The organism is Glutamicibacter sp. NPDC090743 (assembly GCF_044769125.1).
In the GTDB taxonomy this organism is placed as follows: Bacteria; Actinomycetota; Actinomycetes; order Actinomycetales; family Micrococcaceae; genus Glutamicibacter.
Genome location: NZ_JBIVXE010000004.1, coordinates 53,361 through 70,354 on the forward strand (window position 1 = coordinate 53,361; position 16,994 = coordinate 70,354).

The 16,994-nt window shown below is 51.7% G+C and carries 15 protein-coding genes; 13 read left to right on the plus strand and 2 right to left on the minus strand.

Translation table 11 applies throughout. The annotated features are described in order from the left end of the window. Positions 1-530 precede the first annotated feature (530 nt). From ACIQTS_RS08995 to ACIQTS_RS09035, 9 genes are all read left to right on the plus strand, one after another. On the plus strand, positions 531-1,601 hold the full coding sequence (locus ACIQTS_RS08995) for an LCP family protein (protein ID WP_402472830.1): 1,071 nt from the start codon (positions 531-533) through the stop codon (positions 1,599-1,601). Positions 1,602-1,735: 134 nt separating this feature from the next. Then, on the plus strand, positions 1,736-2,584 hold the full coding sequence (locus ACIQTS_RS09000; protein ID WP_402472832.1) for an ABC transporter permease: 849 nt from the start codon (positions 1,736-1,738) through the stop codon (positions 2,582-2,584). Further along, positions 2,574-3,461, plus strand: coding sequence for an ABC transporter ATP-binding protein (locus tag ACIQTS_RS09005; protein ID WP_402472835.1), 888 nt, complete (start codon positions 2,574-2,576; stop codon positions 3,459-3,461). The genes ACIQTS_RS09000 and ACIQTS_RS09005 overlap by 11 nt, the downstream gene beginning before the upstream one ends. Before the next feature lie 7 nt (positions 3,462-3,468). Next, positions 3,469-4,506, plus strand: a complete 1,038-nt coding sequence (locus ACIQTS_RS09010; protein ID WP_402472838.1) for a glycosyltransferase family 2 protein — start codon at positions 3,469-3,471, stop codon at positions 4,504-4,506. Positions 4,507-4,508: 2 nt separating this feature from the next. Then, positions 4,509-5,327 carry a CDP-alcohol phosphatidyltransferase family protein gene (locus tag ACIQTS_RS09015; protein WP_402472841.1) on the plus strand — a complete coding sequence of 273 codons (819 nt, stop codon included), beginning with the start codon at positions 4,509-4,511 and terminating at the stop codon, positions 5,325-5,327. 40 nt (positions 5,328-5,367) lie between these two features. Then, positions 5,368-6,258 carry a glycosyltransferase family 2 protein gene (locus ACIQTS_RS09020; protein ID WP_400288827.1) on the plus strand — a complete coding sequence of 297 codons (891 nt, stop codon included), beginning with the start codon at positions 5,368-5,370 and terminating at the stop codon, positions 6,256-6,258. Positions 6,259-6,324: 66 nt separating this feature from the next. Then, positions 6,325-6,786 (plus strand): adenylyltransferase/cytidyltransferase family protein, encoded by a 462-nt coding sequence (locus tag ACIQTS_RS09025; RefSeq protein WP_402472844.1) that lies wholly within the window; start codon positions 6,325-6,327, stop codon positions 6,784-6,786. A 48-nt stretch (positions 6,787-6,834) separates the two neighbouring features. Continuing rightward, the gene (locus ACIQTS_RS09030; RefSeq protein WP_402472847.1) at positions 6,835-8,112 is read left to right on the plus strand and encodes a CDP-glycerol glycerophosphotransferase family protein; all 1,278 of its coding nucleotides are present in this window, start codon (positions 6,835-6,837) and stop codon (positions 8,110-8,112) included. Between the two features lie 302 nt (positions 8,113-8,414). After that, positions 8,415-11,927, plus strand: coding sequence for a CDP-glycerol glycerophosphotransferase family protein (locus ACIQTS_RS09035; protein ID WP_402472849.1), 3,513 nt, complete (start codon positions 8,415-8,417; stop codon positions 11,925-11,927). A 76-nt stretch (positions 11,928-12,003) separates the two neighbouring features. Here ACIQTS_RS09035 and ACIQTS_RS09040 read toward each other — a convergent pair whose 3' ends face one another. Then, the gene (locus ACIQTS_RS09040; protein WP_133833482.1) at positions 12,004-13,218 is read right to left on the minus strand and encodes a CDP-glycerol glycerophosphotransferase family protein; all 1,215 of its coding nucleotides are present in this window, start codon (positions 13,216-13,218) and stop codon (positions 12,004-12,006) included. Between the two features lie 421 nt (positions 13,219-13,639). On the opposite strand from ACIQTS_RS09040, the gene ACIQTS_RS09045 reads away from it, so the two are divergent. The 4 genes from ACIQTS_RS09045 to mutM are packed head-to-tail and all read left to right on the plus strand — an operon-like array spanning position 13,640 to position 16,009. Then, positions 13,640-14,161: a DUF177 domain-containing protein gene (locus ACIQTS_RS09045; RefSeq protein WP_181148963.1), complete on the plus strand. Its 522-nt coding sequence runs from the start codon at positions 13,640-13,642 to the stop codon at positions 14,159-14,161. Positions 14,162-14,163: 2 nt separating this feature from the next. Further along, positions 14,164-14,367 (plus strand): 50S ribosomal protein L32, encoded by a 204-nt coding sequence (gene rpmF / locus ACIQTS_RS09050; protein ID WP_013348816.1) that lies wholly within the window; start codon positions 14,164-14,166, stop codon positions 14,365-14,367. A 3-nt stretch (positions 14,368-14,370) separates the two neighbouring features. After that, positions 14,371-15,069, plus strand: a complete 699-nt coding sequence (gene rnc, locus ACIQTS_RS09055) for a ribonuclease III (protein ID WP_105659217.1) — start codon at positions 14,371-14,373, stop codon at positions 15,067-15,069. Positions 15,070-15,079: 10 nt separating this feature from the next. After that, positions 15,080-16,009 (plus strand): bifunctional DNA-formamidopyrimidine glycosylase/DNA-(apurinic or apyrimidinic site) lyase, encoded by a 930-nt coding sequence (gene mutM, locus ACIQTS_RS09060; RefSeq protein ID WP_402472854.1) that lies wholly within the window; start codon positions 15,080-15,082, stop codon positions 16,007-16,009. A gap of 26 nt (positions 16,010-16,035) precedes the next feature. Here the strand turns inward: mutM and ACIQTS_RS09065 are convergent, their stop codons facing one another. Beyond that, the gene (locus ACIQTS_RS09065; protein WP_402472856.1) at positions 16,036-16,851 is read right to left on the minus strand and encodes a serine hydrolase domain-containing protein; all 816 of its coding nucleotides are present in this window, start codon (positions 16,849-16,851) and stop codon (positions 16,036-16,038) included. Between the last annotated feature and the right edge of the window lie 143 nt (positions 16,852-16,994).

Consider the following 16,994-nt stretch of genomic DNA (forward strand, 5'->3'; position numbering starts at 1 on the left):
TTTCCGTATTGTCAAAATGGGAATAGCGTGCAGTCTCGTATACGGCAGACACGTACCTCTTGATGTGCCCGTAGTCAGTAAATCCTGCAAGCTCAGGGAATGTGCCGTCACGAGATATCACTCCTAGACCCTCAGTTAGTAGCTGTTTATGCAACAGCCTTACTATACGATTTCACCACCCTCGTAAGCAGATCCACTGCCATATCAAACTGGTTCAGTTATTTCGATCCGTAGCCCGCAGCGCTCACTACTTAGTATCAACAGCACATCCCTTGAATTCCCCAGCCATGGGATGCACCGAAATTCTTCGGCTGCCCTTCCTCTCGCTCTGCATAGAAAGAGACAGCTAACGCCCACGAATGCAGTCGACGTGACCTTCGATTGTGTCTTCGTGCCTATGCAACTGTAATCTCTGAAAACTCCTTCGGGACTCAGGACAATCACAAATTTCATATGTAATCTAGAGCGTTGTACAAAGTCACCCTGGATCAATGTTGGTTTTGGGGAACCGCTGACCAGGTGGAGCAGGAATGAAAAAAATATGGAATAACGGAAATTCGGCAGCTCCGTCGCGACGTGCGCGGATCAGAGTCGAACGCACCAAGAAGAAGATCCGTGTCGTAGCTGCATCTATTGTAGCAATGTTGCTTTTGGCTGGGCTCGGTGCAGGATACTTCTTGTTTGATTTGCAACGTCAATTCAATGTCAAGTCCAATACTGTATCTTTCGACTTCTCTGAGACTGAGCAACAGGACCGCCCTATTAAACATCCCGATGATAAATCAATGAACGTCTTGCTGGTTGGTGTCGATCATGCAGATGAGCGAAGTGGCGAAGTGGCTGCACTAGATGGTGCCGTATCGCAACGCAGCGATTCCATGATGCTTGTACACATTCCAGAAGATAGATCACAGGTATACGTAATGTCGATGGTCCGCGATATGTTCGTAGACATTCCTGGATATGGAAAGAACAAATTGAACGCCGCGATCATGTTTGGTGGTGTTCCTCTCTTACTGCAGACGATCGAAGGATTTCTCGGGACTAAGGTAGATCATGTTGCCTTGGTAGATTTTGAGGGTTTTAAAGAACTTTCCACAGCTTTGGGTGGTGTCATAGTTGATAATGAAATTTCTTTCACTGCTCACAACACGGACTATTACTACCCAACCGGTGACATCTCACTAACTGGCGACCGCGCGCTCCGATTCGTCCGCGAACGCAAATCATTTTCTAATGGTGACTACCAACGCGTCGCAAACCAGAGAAAATTCATCGCCGCTGCTGCGAAGCAACTACTCTCGTCAGGCACACTCGTAAATCCAACAAGACTGTACGAGATTGTGGATAAAGTCTCGCCGTACTTGACTTTTGACGAAGAATTTGACGCTGCGACGCTTGTTGGCCTTGGGCTAGAACTCAAGAATATTGACCCAGATAAGATGGCGATGTTTACCCTGCCTACTGCCGGGACTTCGACTAGCGCAGATGGTGAGTCGATCGAGTTGGCGAGCGAATCTGCGATTGCCCAGATAAGTAGTGCGCTTCAGAACGACACGATGGACGAGTACCTCCGAGTCAATCCTCCTGAAGCGCCATAATGCGGGATGTGGGATGAACTACACCGTGGTGAAGAGTGAAAGACAGAAGAACAGCGTGTAATCAATTAGACTTTGAACAACTATGCTTAGCCGTTAATGCATCGATACGCATTTGAACAGAGGACAAATTTCGCATGACAGTTGCAGAGGAGGCCGAAAAGTACGGCTTGCACCGCGTTGGTGCAAGACCTACTCTGGTCAGCTATCTGAAACAGACGTGGCAGCGACGAGAGTTTATTTACGAACTTGCTAAGGCCCGCGTTCAGTCGAGAAACCAAAAAAATCGTCTGGGTATGATTTGGATCGTTCTCAAACCAACATTCAATGCGTTGATGTACGGTGCCATCTTTGGTGTTCTGATGGGCGGTAGTCGTGGGCCGGATTATCCAGTCTTTGTCATTATTGGAGTCTTCCTCTTTGAGTTTTTCAGCGCATCGTTGACAAACGGTGCCAAGTCTATAACAGGAAACAAGTCATTAGTGCAGTCACTCGCATTCCCTAGACTTTCGCTTCCTGTTGCGGAAGTCACCCAGAACTTTTTGACTTTGATGCCGATGCTGGGTGTTATGTTTGTCTACGCGATGATCCTCGGGACAACGCCAAAATGGAGCTGGTTAGGTATAATTCCATTACTAGGAGTGTATGCAGTGTTGAACATGGGACTGGCTTTGATCTGTGCCAGGATAACCGTTCACATTCGAGACTTCTCCCAGATTCTCCCACTTTTCACGCGCGTCATGTTCTACACGTCGGGTGTACTCTTCAGTGCTGATCGGCTGTTGAGCCACTGGCCGGGCCTAATCGCAGTGTTCAATGTCCACCCGATTTACCAAACCTTGCAGATAGCGCGTGGTTTGGTCATGGATGATTACCAGCATGACCCATGGGCGTGGCAGGTAGTAGCCTTGTGGGCGGTGTGCACATTTGTGTTCGGGATGATCTACTTCTGGAAGGCAGAGGAGCGTTACGGTCGTGCGAATTAGTTTTGATGACCTAATTAATCCAGGGCTGCATCCTGACTACGAACCAGCCCCTATTTTTTCTGATGACACTTCCTTTATCGATGTGGTCAAACCGGAAGAAATCACCAATTCACAATTAAACATCGACAGGACACGAAAACCCGTAGTTATAGTCGATAACCTGCACGTGAAGTATGAGGTATTTTCCAGCGGCAAAGCTGTGGGTAACGCGGGCGCACGTCGATTGTTGCGTCCAAAGTTGAAGGGTGTTCGCACCGTCCACGCTCTCAAAGGAATTACGTTCGTGGCCTATGAGAACGAATCAATCGGAGTCATCGGTTCGAACGGTTCAGGTAAATCTACATTACTCAAGGCAATTACTGGGTTGACGCCACCTTCGAGTGGTGCTGTATATGCACGTTCTCGCCCGAGTCTACTGGGTGTTGGAGCTGCCCTGATCCCTGACCTGTCGGGTGATAAGAATATTACTTTGGGCGGCCTTGCGCTGGGATATAGCCGTGAAAAAGTTGAAGAAATGCGTGAAGAAATCACGCAATTCGCAGAGCTCCAAGAGTTTATTGACTTGCCGATGAGTACATATTCATCTGGTATGAGCGCACGACTTAAGTTTGCAATTGCTGCTTCTAAAAAACACGATATTCTCATCGTTGACGAGGCCCTTGCCGTGGGCGACGCTAAGTTTAAAAAGCGAAGCGAAGCTAAGATTCGAGAGATACGCGATAGTGCGGGAACTATTTTCAATGTCTCCCACTCGATGAACTCCATCAAACAAACTTGTGATCGTGTCATCTGGATCGAGAAGGGTGTTCAGATGATGGACGGCGATCCAACCACAGTGATCAGGGCCTATCAGCAACATCTGAAGGCGAAGAAGTAAGGGCCGAATGTCTGATTTCCCCGGTGTCTCCTATGTGATGCCTGTGCTTAACGAGGCGGATTATCTGGATGAGGCCGTGGCCTCGATCCTGGCGCAAGAGTACGACGGCGACAAAGAACTAGTTTTGGCCCTAGGGCCGAGTACAGACAATACGAACGCGGTTGCAAAGCGATTGGCTGAGCACGACCCGAGGATTATCCTAGTCAATAATCCTCAAGGTAGGACTCCGATTGCCCTAAACCTTGCCATTCGCGCTTCAAGCTTACCCATTGTGATTCGAGTAGATGCGCATAGCGAGCTACCAGCGGATTATACGAAACGGGGAATTGAAACGCTTTATCGAGCAAACGCCTATGATGTCGGCGGCCTTATGGACGCCAGAGGGCGCACGTCGGTTCAGCGTGGAATCGCCGCTGCCTATCATTCTAAATTTGGTTTTGGTGGACCGGCCTATCATTCGGGTGCCCCGGAAGGACCTGCTGAGTCTGCATATCTTGGGATTTTCCGACGTGAAGTGTTTGAGGAAGTTGGCTATTACAACGAAGAACTGTGGAGAGCTCAAGACTGGGAGCTTTGCCTGCGAATTCGTAAAGCCGGGCATACGGTATGGTTCGATCCAGATCTGAAGGTCGGGTATTACCCTCGGGATACTTTTGCATCTTTGATCAGTCAGTCCATGGCATCGGGAACTTGGCGAGCAGAAATTGCGCGACGGTTTCCAGAGGGAAAATCGCTCCGTCACGATATTCCACCTCTGCTATTGGTGGGTATTAGCGCTGGATTGATTGCATCATTGTTAGAACCCGCGATACGCGATCAGTCATCGAAGCCAGTTCTTTTTATAATGAAAGTCCTGAAAATCGTTCCAGTTTTGTACTCGGTGGTATCGCTTTGTGCAGGCCTATCTAGTAAGGCAGTTGGGACCAAGGAGAAGTTGCTGGCAGCGTGTGCTTTCCCCGCAATCCATTTGCCTTGGGCTTTTGGATACATCAAGGGTCGTTTTTGCGGGGCAGCCGGAACTGTCGACAAAGGGCGCGTTAAGTAATCATGATTGAACGTCCAAAGAATCCAACGCTCGAACAGCTGCGTGCGGTATGCCAACCTCCGGAAGTCCGTGCGCGTAAGAATGCCGAGCACTGGACAGCTGAGCTGTACCTGCGCCATATCTCCATTTACCTCACCGCAATACTGGTGCGCACGCGTATCAGTGCCAATGGCGTTACCGGCTTGATGATTCTTGCGGGTTGGTTCATGTCTCTAGCGCTGTTGATCCCTGGCATCTGGGGACCGTTGCTGGCAGTAATCTTGTCGCAGCTCCAGCTGTATTTTGACTGTTCTGACGGAGAAGTCGCACGTTGGAGGGGAACTCAATCTCCTCGCGGTATTTTCATTGACATGGTTGGGCACCACACAACAGAGGCGCTGATCCCAATTGCTTTGGGCTACCGAGTCTTCAGAGAACTATCTGCGGATGATTCCTCAGTTGAGCAGGCCTGGCCTACACTGTTCATGGCCGCTTGCCTGTCGGTTCTTCTGGTCCTGAACCGTTCGCAGTCACTCATGGTTCATGCGGCCAGAGGCATGGCGGGTCTCGGGAAATTGCCGGATACTGCCGCCGCCAGATCTGTTCCAACAATTTCATTCGTTGGAAAGCTGCGTTCCTTGGCTCGCTTCTTGCCATTCCATAAGCTACTGCACGCAGTGGAACTATCGCTGATCATTCTTGGATGCTCAATTATCTCCGTAATCGTTGGTATTCCAGGAGTCGCTGAAAAGTGGATGATCTGTGTCCTGTTGCCTGCATGCGTCTTGGTGAACTTTGGGCATTTCCTTTCCAATATGGCCTCGTCCCGACTCAAAGCATAGTTTGACCTAATTCCGTATATCCCACCGCCTTAGAGGACAAATGCCTGCAGAGATCAAGCCAACCATCGGCGTAGTTGTGTTGACCATGGGTAACCGCCCGGTTGAGCTCCGACGCGCCCTGGAATCTTTGCTGGCCCAACGCTCAGTGCTGATTGACGCTGTAGTCGTAGGCAACGGATGGGATCCTACGGATATCCCTGAAGGGATCAAGACTCATTTTCTTCCAGAGAATTTGGGCATTCCGGCCGGCCGCAATGCTGGAGTGAACCAGGTAAATGGCGAATACTTGTGCTTCCTCGATGACGATTCATGGTTCATCGATGATGACTTCTTGATTACGGCTGTCGAACGGTTCAAGCACTACCCTCGCATGGGGCTGTTGCAGCCGCGCATCACTGATCCGGAAAACGAAGAACAGAATCCACGACGTTGGATCCCGCGATTAAAAAAACGAACGGCAGTTGAACCAAGCAAAGTTTTCCACGTGGGGGAAACTTGCCTAGTTACTACCCGCAGAATTTTTGATTCCACGGGTGGCTGGGCAGGGGGATTCTGGTACGCGCATGAAGGCATCGAACTTGCCTGGCGCGTATGGGACACCGGCACTTACGTCTGGTATGCCGGCGACATGCAGATTGGCCATCCAATCGTGGATCCACGACGCCACGACGAGTTCTATCGTTTGAATGCCCGAAACCGGGTGTGGCTGGCTCGCCGTAACTTGCCCGTGCCGCTGCGTTGGATCTATCCAACAACCTGGATGCTCATTGAGTGCTTGCGGCTGCGACACAACAAAAGCGCTGTGTCCCAGTACATAGCCGGATGGCGGGCAGGTTGGACCGGCAGCCCCTGGTACCGTGAACCACGGCCTAAACTTAGATGGAAAACAATAGTTCGCATGACCCTCGCGGGTCGTCTGCCTATTATCTAACGACGAATACAAGTGAGCGCCACTAGCTGAGCAAGCGAAGCTATTACCTTACTTCGAAAGGGACCCATGACTAAAACTGTTTTGACGTACGGAACTTTTGACCTGTTCCATATCGGCCACCTGAATATCCTGAAGCGTCTTAAGGAGAAGGGCGACCGCCTGGTTGTTGGCGTATCCACTGACGAATTCAACGCCGTCAAGGGCAAGAAGCCTGTAGTTCCTTTCGAACAGCGTCTTGAGATCGTCCAGGCCATCAAATACGTAGACCTCGCCATTCCCGAAGAGAACTGGGAACAGAAACGTACGGACATCAAGAAGTACGATGCAAAGGTCTTCGGCATCGGCGAAGACTGGATGGGCAAGTTTGACGACCTCGGTGATGAAGTCGAAGTTGTCTACCTTCCACGTACCTCCGGTATCTCGACAACTGAAATGAAACGTGTCCTGAGCGAGTTCGATGAGCGACATGTCACGTCGTTAAAGAACACATTGGACACTTTGAGCCAGATCGTGAAGGAACTGAGCTAGTAAACTCGTTTAGTTGTAAGTTGTTGTTTTCGAGATTTGAAAGTACTCATGGCTAGCGAGCACATCACAGACTCCATCAAGTCCAGCGTAAAGGGCGCCCTGCAAAAAGTGGGGCGACGTCCGGAAGCAAAACGGATATCCCGTCTGATGGGGCTAACCGGTCGTCCGTCGGCCAATGTGAATGTTGGTGTATCCAATATTCCGGTACCAGGATCTGTAGCGGTTTACTTCGGCGATGGCGCTGACAAGATCTATCAGGTGACTCAGTGGCTTCCGGTGCTTGAAGAACTCCATGAGAAAGAAGAAGTTCTGCTGGTCTTCCGTACTTTGAGTGCTTTCAAAGCGGCGGAGAAATTTACAGACCTGCCACGGATCTATGTACGCCGATTGACCGATCTCATGGATCTTTATGATGACAATGACCTGAAGCTGGTCATATACACCAACAATTCGCGCACGAATTTCCAGTCCCTGGATCACCCAAGGCTTGTTCACGTGCATGTAAACCATGGTGAGAGCGACAAACTCTCGATGGTTTCGAATAAGGCCAAGGCCTACGACAAGGTTTTTGTCGCAGGCCCTGCAGCCATCAAGCGCCACGAGGCAATGTTGATTGACTTCGAGTTCAACAAATTGGAAGTCACCGGTCGTCCGCAGCTGGATATCAACTTCGAACTCGAATTGGAACCAAGCGAGAAGTTCGATGTCATGTATGCGCCGACGTGGGAAGGGGAAAACGAAGACAACAACTACACCTCGTTGGACAAATACGGTGTTGCCATTGTCGAGTCATTGTTGGAGAACCCTTCTTGGCGCGTCGTCTATAAGCCGCACCCACGAATTCAGGACAGCAATACTCCTGGCGTAGCTCAGGCACACGCACGCATTCTGGAAATGATCGAAGCTGCCAATGAAGCCGGCGCTGAGCACGTGATATCCGAACAGGGCAATATCTTGGCCATGTTCGAGTCGACCGATGCGCTGATTACCGATGTTTCCAGCGTAGGCCTGGACTACCTGTACCTCCACCCGGGCAATCCGTTAGTCATTTCCGACCGACGTAGTAACCGCGAAATTCTTCACCGCGATGCACCCGTTGCGCAGGCCTGCCACGTGGTAGACCAAGATAGCGTGAAGAACGTTGGAGACCTGCTCGCCGATGCACTGACTCGTGACGGACACAAGGATCAGCGCATTGAAATGCGCCAGTTCTACTTTGGCGACCTGAACCGAGGCGATTCAACTAAGCGATTCCAGGACGTCATTCAGAAGCTGATTGTTGAACGTCAAGGAAAGCTGGAGAACTTCCGGGGTTGGCACAGCTAGAGGTCCGCTGACTCCTTGGTCCCGATTCGTACCATACGAATTGGGACCAATTGCTTTAAGCGCCAGATAATGACAACGCTCCAGTCGAAGCAGACTCTATGGTCATTTGCAGGTGTCCGTGGCGGTTTCAAACTGATTCGAGAGCCCACGGGCGGTAATCTTAGACTGTGGATCACATGAAATGACGGCCACTGCCGTGTGGTGCTAGCGGCCTATTCATGTTGTACACGCGTGATTTCCAAGCTGTTCCGCTGAACGACTTACGCGGGGGATAGCAGCTAAAACATTGAAGGACACTATTCGTGGCAGTTGAAATTCGAGCTATGCAAGACTTGGCGCAGTCAGCGATGCAGACTTTGCGTACCCAGCGGTTGAAGCGTAAGAAGTATCGCTACTACAGCGGCTACCAAGAGCTGAACCTTGCAATTCGTGATGAAGTTCTGCATCTGGACGCTACCGTTGCCCACCCCGTGCAATCAGTTTCGGTATTACACGGTAGCCACATCGTTCTTTCTGTTGCGCCACTTCCGGTTGATCTAGTCAAGAATGGTCACGATGAATCCCATCGAATCCATGCTGAGATCTCTCTGGATCCCCTTCTTGATCGATGGCAAGACTATCGGGAACTCGCTTCCAGTGACGAAGAGCCGGAATCCAGCGTTCCTGATTCGGATGACGCAGATGACAACCAAGTGACTCTAGAAAATGACCTGTACGCCGGTACGGTTCGTCTTGCACTGACCTTCAGCTCCGAATTCGATCAATTGCCTCCGGGTATCGCATGGTTGCAGCTAACTGAAGACGGTGAACTGCTCAGGCGCAAAGAGGTCCGGGAACGGATCGACGCCGGGGAACTAATCCTCAACGGCCCTGTTATCGCCCACCGTATTCTGGGGCGGTTCTCGTCGACTACTTTTAGCCATGACACGGTCTATAATTCAGGCGAACGCAGCGTAGGACTTTATATCAATAAGAAGGCCGAAGTGGCTTTGGCCCTGAACCGTCCTCTTCGCTTTAAGTATCGAATTCGTACTGACATCACCCGGATCAATGACGGCATGCTGTCGTTGGGCGGAGTTCTGGAAACGCAGAGCGACCGGTTGTCCTCAGTTACTTTGCAACTGGTTGGACGTAAATCGGAATTTGCAGTTGAAGTTCCAGCGGAGCTGGTTTTCGACGAAAAGCATGCAGCAAAGCGCTTTGGACGTGCTATCTACAGCTGGTCAGCAACCCTGGATTTCAAATCTGCTGACTGGGAGGCGATCGATCGTGGCGATAACTACGATCTCTATCTGCTGGCGACTTCGAATTCCAGCGGAGAGCTTGCACGCATCCGAGTGACTCGTACCCCGTTTGCCGTGCGCAGCACGACACGTGCAGATGCGGTGACAATCGGTGAAAAGACTCTAGCGATTTCTCCGTATTTCACTTTCAAAGCAAAATCAACATCGGTGATTCTGGAAGTGTTCGACAAAGAAGCCTTTGCCGTACTCGCTAACGCTAAACAGCGTAGTTTCCCAATCAGCCAGCCATCGGATTCGAAGCCGATTTGGATCGTCGGCGAACTGTCCTACAAGGCTCAGGACAACGGGCTGCATCTGTTTAAATACCTGCGCAAAGAACGCTCAGATATTGATGCGTACTACGTCATCGATGAGCAAGCTCCCGATTTGCGGAATTTCGATTCCATGGATCACGTCGTTTTCCATGGCAGCAAAGAACATTTTGAATTGGCTATTCGTGCGCAACGAGTCATCGGCACGCACCATGCCGATTACTTGTACCCAACAAGGCACCATAGCTTCTCGTCGCGTTGCCGCGCTACTCGAGTGTTCTTGCAGCATGGCGTCATGGGAACCAAATGGATGGTTCCCAACTACGGCAAGAATTCACCTGGCTTTGCGACGGACCTTTTCATGGTTTCCTCTGAGCGCGAGAAGCAGTACATCGTTAAGGACTTCCTCTACTCGCCTGGCGAAGTCAAGGTCACCGGGCTATCGCGGTTCGATTCCTTGCTGGCGACGGATTTGAGTGTTAACGAGAACATGCTCCTGATCATCCCAACGTGGCGTGATTGGTTGCAGAATGAGGAAGTTTTCCTAGAATCAGACTACCTCGAGCAATGGAAAAACCTGCTTAATTCGGCGGAACTTGCAGAATTAGTCCAGAGGTATGGCCTGGAAGTTGTTTTCTGCCTCCATCCCAACATGATGCAATTCAGGGATCATTTTGCTGGCGCGCCCGCTCGACTAATTGTCCAAGGTGAAATTGACGTCCAGGAACTAATCAAGACCGCGGCAATCATGGTCACGGATTACTCCTCAGTGAACTTTGACTTCAGCTTCCTGCACAAGCCTGTTCACTACTACCAGTTCGATCGCTCTCGCTTCTTGGGACCGAGCGGATCGCATTTGAACTTGGACGACGAATTGCCAGGCCGCATTGCCTTTGACGCAGAAACATTGCTGGATGATCTTTCACGTACCCTGCAACGAGGGAAAGCCATGGAAGACAAGTACCGCCAACGTGCTGACGTGTTCATGACCCATCGGGACCAAAACAATTCGCAACGCATAACGGAAGAAATCGAGCGAGCCGAGCTGCGCGGCAGACCCAACGTTGGCTGGCGTGCCGAATTGCCGGTTAAGTTGAAGAACAAGTTCCGTAGGAACAAGCGGTACTTTGACGTCATGCGCAAGCTATACAAGTTGTACAAGCTTGCTCCCATGGAAGAAGACCTCATCGTCCTCGAATCAGGCCTCGGGAATCAGTACGGCGACTCTCCTCGGTATATTTACGAGGAATTGCTGCGACAAGGTGACACACGTCGCAAGGTATGGGTTTACTCGGGAAAGCACCGCTTCTCCGATCCTTTGACGACTACCGTTAAGCGATTGTCACCGGAATATTTCTGGCACCTCGCACGGGCAAAATACTGGGTGAATAACCAGAGCTTCCCGCACTATGTGAAGCGTCGCGCGAAGGGAGTGTTCCTGCAGACCTGGCACGGAACACCACTCAAGCAGATGGCACTCGATGTTCGCGAAGTTCAAGGCCGCGATGAGGGGTATCTTGAGCGTGTTACACGAGCAACGCGCCAATGGACGCACCTCATTTCGCCTTCTCGCTACACGAGCGAGATCATGCGATCCGCCTATGCATTCTCAGGCGAAGCCGTGGAGCTTGGCTATCCCCGAAACGACATTTTGACCGGTACCGACGTTGCTGAGCAAGAAAAGCGTGTTCGTGATGAGCTTGCGATACCCCCAGGAATCAAGACCGTACTTTACGCGCCGACATTCCGTGACGATGCGGCTTCAAGCCGCGGTAAATTCAGATTCGACCTGCCAATGGATCTGGAGGAGTTCGACCGTCGTTTTGGCGAAGACACCATCTTGATGTTGCGCATGCATGTGCTGGTATCAAATGCCGTGTCGATTCCGGAGAGCCTGCGGCATCGCATTATCGATGTCTCGAGTCATCCAGATATTCAGGAACTGTACCTTGCTTCTGATGTATTGATTACTGATTATTCGTCGGTATTCTTCGACTACTCGCTGTTGCGACGACCAATTATCTTCTATGCATACGATCTGGAGAACTACCGGGATAATCTGCGTGGTTTCTATTTGGACTACGAGAGTGCGTTGCCTGGCCCAATTGTTGAAGAAGAGAACGACCTTTGGGATGCACTATCGTCAGCTTTGGTGGGGGCTGATCTGCCAGGGGTGAATCGAGACGAATTCATTCAAAAGTTTGCCCCAAATGATGACGGGCATGCCGCGCGGCGCGTTGTTGAGCGCTTCTTCAAATAAGGAAGACACCGCAGCTTATTGAAATTGCGGTGCCGGGCCTCCTGCAGGCCCGGCACCACTATGCTGCTGAAGCTGGCTAGTGATCAGTGACGCTGTCTTCTTGCACTAGCGCCAGCGTTTCTGCAATGAAACGTTGCATGCTGGCACCGGGGGAAACGTCGCCAAAGTAGTAATTGACCAGTCCTCGTAGCTGCGGGTTGTTGCCGGCCAAGGCTTCTCGCGCCAGCCGGCTGATTTCCGTTGCCGCCGCAGCTGTAAGGGCAGGCACCTGTTGCAGCGCTGGAGATTCATCAACGGTAGCCTCGGTCGACACCGGTTGCGTCACGAACATTGGTTTTCCTGTAGCTAAAAAGTCATAAGCAACTGCGGAAATGTCAGTCACGCAAAGGTCGGCAGCTGACCACTGCCAGCCCCAGTGGGCCGAGTCATCGAAAATGAATTGGGCTTTCGAAGTTTCGCTGTGCGCCCTCAGCTGTTTTCGGATTCTTTCTACGCCTTGCCCATAGGGTTTCGCACCCAGTCCAGAACGTGGATGGGGGCGAAAAATAACGTTGAATCCGCCGTCCTTGATCAAGGCGTCAATTAATTGTTCACCATGGGATAGTACGGAGCCATAATTCATGGAAGGCCGGTCGCCTTCCCAGGTTGGGGCATAGAGAAGCGTCGGTAGTTCCTTATTCAGGTCGACAGGCGACGCATAATCCACATCTATTTGCGGACGCCCAATTAACCGGCATCGCAACGAAGCGTCGAAATTGCGCAAGTGATTTACCAGGCGATCTCTAGCTGCTTCACCGGCTGAAAATACATAATCGTAGGCCTTGAGCTGGTTGGACCACATGTAGGCTTTTTCGCTTTCTCCATGGCAGATGAAGACATGATTAGGCGCATTGAACCGCATGATTTGAAAGTTCCGGATATTTTGATTCACGTAGAACACCACACGTAGATCCTGGGATTGCATGAATCGCTCAACATCTACCACGGCGGGGGCGAAGTGAATCGGTAGCGGGCATTCCTTGCGCAGCGACAGCGCAGTATCTGGACTTCGTGCGATGATTACCACCGGCACGAACTCTGCCAAGGCTAAAAGCGGTTCGTACCATTGCCTGATCTGGTAGGCGTTGGCCATCTCATCGGGAAAGTGCAGCGCTACCTTGTACCGGTCAGCGTCCACCGGCAGGTGGCGTAGTTCTGTGGCGTGGTTCTGAATGAACTTCAGGTGTCGCCGTGTCTCAAAGCGCGATTGCACTTTCTTGACGACGCTATTGACGGTTCGTAACACTTTCACGGAGAATCCCTCACCACTTAATTCGAAGCATGACCAAGCATAATTCGCTGGGCAAGCTTTCTTCGGGATGTTTGCTATAAGCCGTTTTGCGTCGCGCTCGTCCCTGGCGTTATTCCGATTCTTCTTCGAAGTCCGCGGCGCGGATTGCAAGGTCGGGAATGTTGGATTAGCAACGCGTGCAAGTAGGGATTGGCAGGTCGTCTACGATATGCTGTGGTGAGTGCAACACCGGCATCGAGCTCTGAAAACTGGTTTCAGTTTGGGAACTTGGGCTACGGCAAGCTAAGATGAAATGTCGGACTATGTTTCTATAGGAGTCATCATTAGCGAAAAGCGTTCTGATCGATCGTCACACGGCGAACTCGATCGCAACTCGCCTCTGGTTTTTTCAACCAGGGAGCTCGGCCGTTCGCCTGGCTCAATGAAAACTCTCAATGAGCAGGTTTCGGCACCCGCAGATGTGGGAAATGCACTCATCGGTATTCGTGGAGGATCTGAGCTTGACTTAGATCTTCGCTTTGAAGCCGTGCATGAAGGAATTCTGGTATCGGGTACCGCTACAGCGCAAATCGCTGGGGAATGTGGACGATGCTTGGAGCCCATCGAGTACGACTTCGAGGCTGATATTCAAGAGCTCTTCTATTATGAAGAGAGCGAAGAATTCGAAGACGATGATGATGTGGATCAGTATTGGGTGGTCGGTGACTTGATTGACATCGATCCGGTAGTACGGAGCGCAGTGGTTACCGCCCTGCCGTTCCAGCCGGTTTGCCGGGAAGATTGCTTGGGGCTCTGCAGTGAATGCGGAATCAGTCTCAACGATGACCCTCAGCATGATCATGAGATTCTGGATCCACGTTGGGCAGCGCTAGCGCAGCTGTCCGACATTGTCGCAGAGGATGCGACAAATGATAAAACGTCAGACAAGAGAGAAGAGAAGTAGTCGTGGCTGTTCCAAAGCGGAAGATGTCCCGTGCGAATACTCGTGCCCGCCGTTCTCAGTGGAAGGCTACCGCACCGAACCTGGTGAAGACCGTTGAAAACGGTCGCGTAACTTACAGCCTGCCTCACCAGGCTAAGGTTGTCACCGACTCGGCTGGTACCGAATTGTTCCTTGAGTACAAGGGTCGCAAGGTCGCAGACGTCTAAGACATGTCTTCAAAAGAAGAACTTATGAAGCGTCTCGGAATCAATATTGATTCCGAGACGTTTCGTCTTGCATTTACCCACCGCTCATATTCCTATGAGAACGGTGGCATTCCAACGAATGAACGCCTTGAATTCTTAGGCGATTCAATTCTTGGCTTCTGCGTTGCAGAATACCTATACGCAACTTTCCCGAATCTGCCAGAAGGCGATCTCGCGAAGCGGCGAGCGGCTATCGTCAGTACCCGCGCCTTGGCGATCATTGCCCGTGACCTGGAAGTGGGGGAGCACCTGCTCCTAGGACGTGGGGAAGCCCAGTCCAACGGAGCCAATAAATCCTCCATTCTCGCAGACACCATGGAAGCAATTCTTGGGGCCACCTACTTGGTTCAAGGCATGGAAGCTGCGCGCTCGTTTGTGCTTCGCTTCGTCACTCCACTGCTGGAAGATCATCGGCTGCTGGGCGCGACGACTGACTGGAAAACTGTAATCCAGGAAGAAGTAGCCTCCCAAAAGCTCGGCGAGATGCACTACCAAGTCACTGGTTCCGGTCCTGACCACGCACGCACCTACCTTGCCGAACTCCGCATCGGAAACGAGGGATACGGCCAGGGACATGGGCCATCCAAGAAGGAAGCTGAGCAGGAAGCGGCGCACAAGACTTGGCTGTTGCTGCATCCAGGTGAGCAGCTACCTAAGGGATAGCGTTTAGTTCATGCCAGAACTGCCAGAAGTTGAAGTAGTCCGAGAAGGACTGGATAAGTGGGTTCGCACTCGAACGGTACTAACCGCTCAAGTGCTGGACCCGCGTTCCGTCCGCCGTCATACCGACGGCGTTGAAGATTTTGAACAGACATTGAGCGGTTGCTCTATCGCTTCTGTGGTTCGCCGCGGCAAGTTCCTGTGGATGGACCTCGAAGGCCTTTCAACTCCTGCAGCATTGGTTGCCCACCTCGGCATGAGCGGTCAACTTCTTGTCGAAGAACCTGATGCTCCCGATGAGAAACATCTAAAAGTCAGGCTCTCACTCAGCGAGAGATCTGATTTCCCCAGCGAACTGCGTTTCGTAGACCAGCGAATCTTTGGGGGAATGTTTATCTCCCCACTGGTTGCAACAACCGATGGGTTGCCTGCCGGATCCGGGTCGCTAAAAGCATCGATCCCACAGGCGGCTGCTCACATTGCCCGAGACGTGATGGATCCTCACCGCAAGCCCGAAGACCTGTACGTCGCGCTTCGCAAAAAGACGACAGAACTCAAGAGAGCCATTCTGGACCAGGGGATCATTTCCGGAGTCGGCAACATCTATGCGGATGAAGCACTTTGGCAAGCAGGCCTTTCAGGTTTGCGCAATACTGGCACTATCAGGCGTCCAGAAGTGCAACGCCTCAATGATGCTTTGGTTGATGTGATGACACGCGCCCTCGCCGCTGGTGGTACGAGCTTTGATTCTCTATACGTGAATGTTAACGGCGCTAGCGGTTATTTCTCCAGGTCCTTGAACGCCTACGGGCGCGAAGGCAAAGCCTGTTTGCGTTGCAGAGAAAACGGCCGTGAGTCTCTGATTCGTCGTGATCCCTTCATGGGCCGTTCTTCCTATAGCTGCCCCGTGTGCCAGCCGCGACCACGCCGAACAAGACGTTAGCTGGCACATCAGGAGCTTTCCTCAAGCTATGCAATCTGCGATTTGAGCACTTGTTCATTGAACGGTGCCCAAGCGTCAACAGCCCACTGGCCAAAGCCTTTATCGGTGAGAGTCACGCAGGCCAGACGATGCTCCGGATCTACCCAGAGGAATGTACCGGACTGACCAAAATGCCCGAAAGTGGTACCTGGATGGCTTGCACCGGTCCAGTGCGGTGCTTTGGATGAACGGATTTCAAACCCGAGTCCCCAGTCATTCGGGTTCTGCCGGCCATAGCCGGGCAGAATTCCAGCGAGGTTCTCGAAATGCACACGCGTTGCCTCGCTCAATGTTTCTTGCGCCACGATAGTTGGGTGCAAAAGTTCGGCGGCGAATTTTGCTAGGTCCGCAGCGGTGGATCGGCCATCCTTTGCGCAGCTGCCGACAATTTCCGTATCAGCCATCCCCAGTGGAGCGAAGACCGCTTCCTGGGCGTACTGGGCCATACTGATTCCGGTCTGTTGTTCCATATGCTCTGCGAGCTTTTCAAAGCCGTAGTTGGAGTATCCGCGTTTAGTCCCTACGGCAAAGCGGATGGTTTCGGAATCAAAGTCATACCCGGCTGTGTGCGCCAATAGGTGGTGCACCGTTGAACCCTCTGGCCCTGCAGGGTCTTCGAGGGTGATGGCTTCTTCTTCCAGAGCAACCAAGAACGTGTAGGCACTGAGCAACTTGGTCACCGAAGCCAAGGTGTAAACACGTGCAGTATCACCGTGCTGGTCAACGATTGCACCATTGCCGTTCACCACCACGGATACCGCGTTGTCACTTGGCCACTGGTCAATCTGCGTCAGAATGCTCATAGAATGATCTATCCCTCGATTTTCTTCCTCGGATTTTGCGAGCACAACCAGATAATCCCCGGTACGCTTCGCTAGAATTGCGACAAGGATTGGGTTTGATTGCCCAACCCAACTTTAGCGATTTGGCCCAAACATAGGAACTT

Excerpts from the sequence above, each read along its gene's own strand:
- ACIQTS_RS09000 (WP_402472832.1), top strand. The coding sequence starts at position 1,736 with ATGACAGTTGCAGAGGAGGCCGAAAAGTACGGCTTGCACCGCGTTGGT.
- ACIQTS_RS09030 (WP_402472847.1), top strand. The coding sequence starts at position 6,835 with ATGGCTAGCGAGCACATCACAGACTCCATCAAGTCCAGCGTAAAGGGC.
- ACIQTS_RS09020 (WP_400288827.1), top strand. The coding sequence starts at position 5,368 with ATGCCTGCAGAGATCAAGCCAACCATCGGCGTAGTTGTGTTGACCATG.
- ACIQTS_RS09065 (WP_402472856.1), bottom strand. The coding sequence starts at position 16,851 with ATGAGCATTCTGACGCAGATTGACCAGTGGCCAAGTGACAACGCGGTA.
- ACIQTS_RS09015 (WP_402472841.1), top strand. The coding sequence starts at position 4,509 with ATGATTGAACGTCCAAAGAATCCAACGCTCGAACAGCTGCGTGCGGTA.
- rnc (WP_105659217.1), top strand. The coding sequence starts at position 14,371 with ATGTCTTCAAAAGAAGAACTTATGAAGCGTCTCGGAATCAATATTGAT.
- ACIQTS_RS09045 (WP_181148963.1), top strand. The coding sequence starts at position 13,640 with ATGAAAACTCTCAATGAGCAGGTTTCGGCACCCGCAGATGTGGGAAAT.
- mutM (WP_402472854.1), top strand. The coding sequence starts at position 15,080 with ATGCCAGAACTGCCAGAAGTTGAAGTAGTCCGAGAAGGACTGGATAAG.
- ACIQTS_RS09025 (WP_402472844.1), top strand. The coding sequence starts at position 6,325 with ATGACTAAAACTGTTTTGACGTACGGAACTTTTGACCTGTTCCATATC.
- ACIQTS_RS09010 (WP_402472838.1), top strand. The coding sequence starts at position 3,469 with ATGTCTGATTTCCCCGGTGTCTCCTATGTGATGCCTGTGCTTAACGAG.
- ACIQTS_RS08995 (WP_402472830.1), top strand. The coding sequence starts at position 531 with ATGAAAAAAATATGGAATAACGGAAATTCGGCAGCTCCGTCGCGACGT.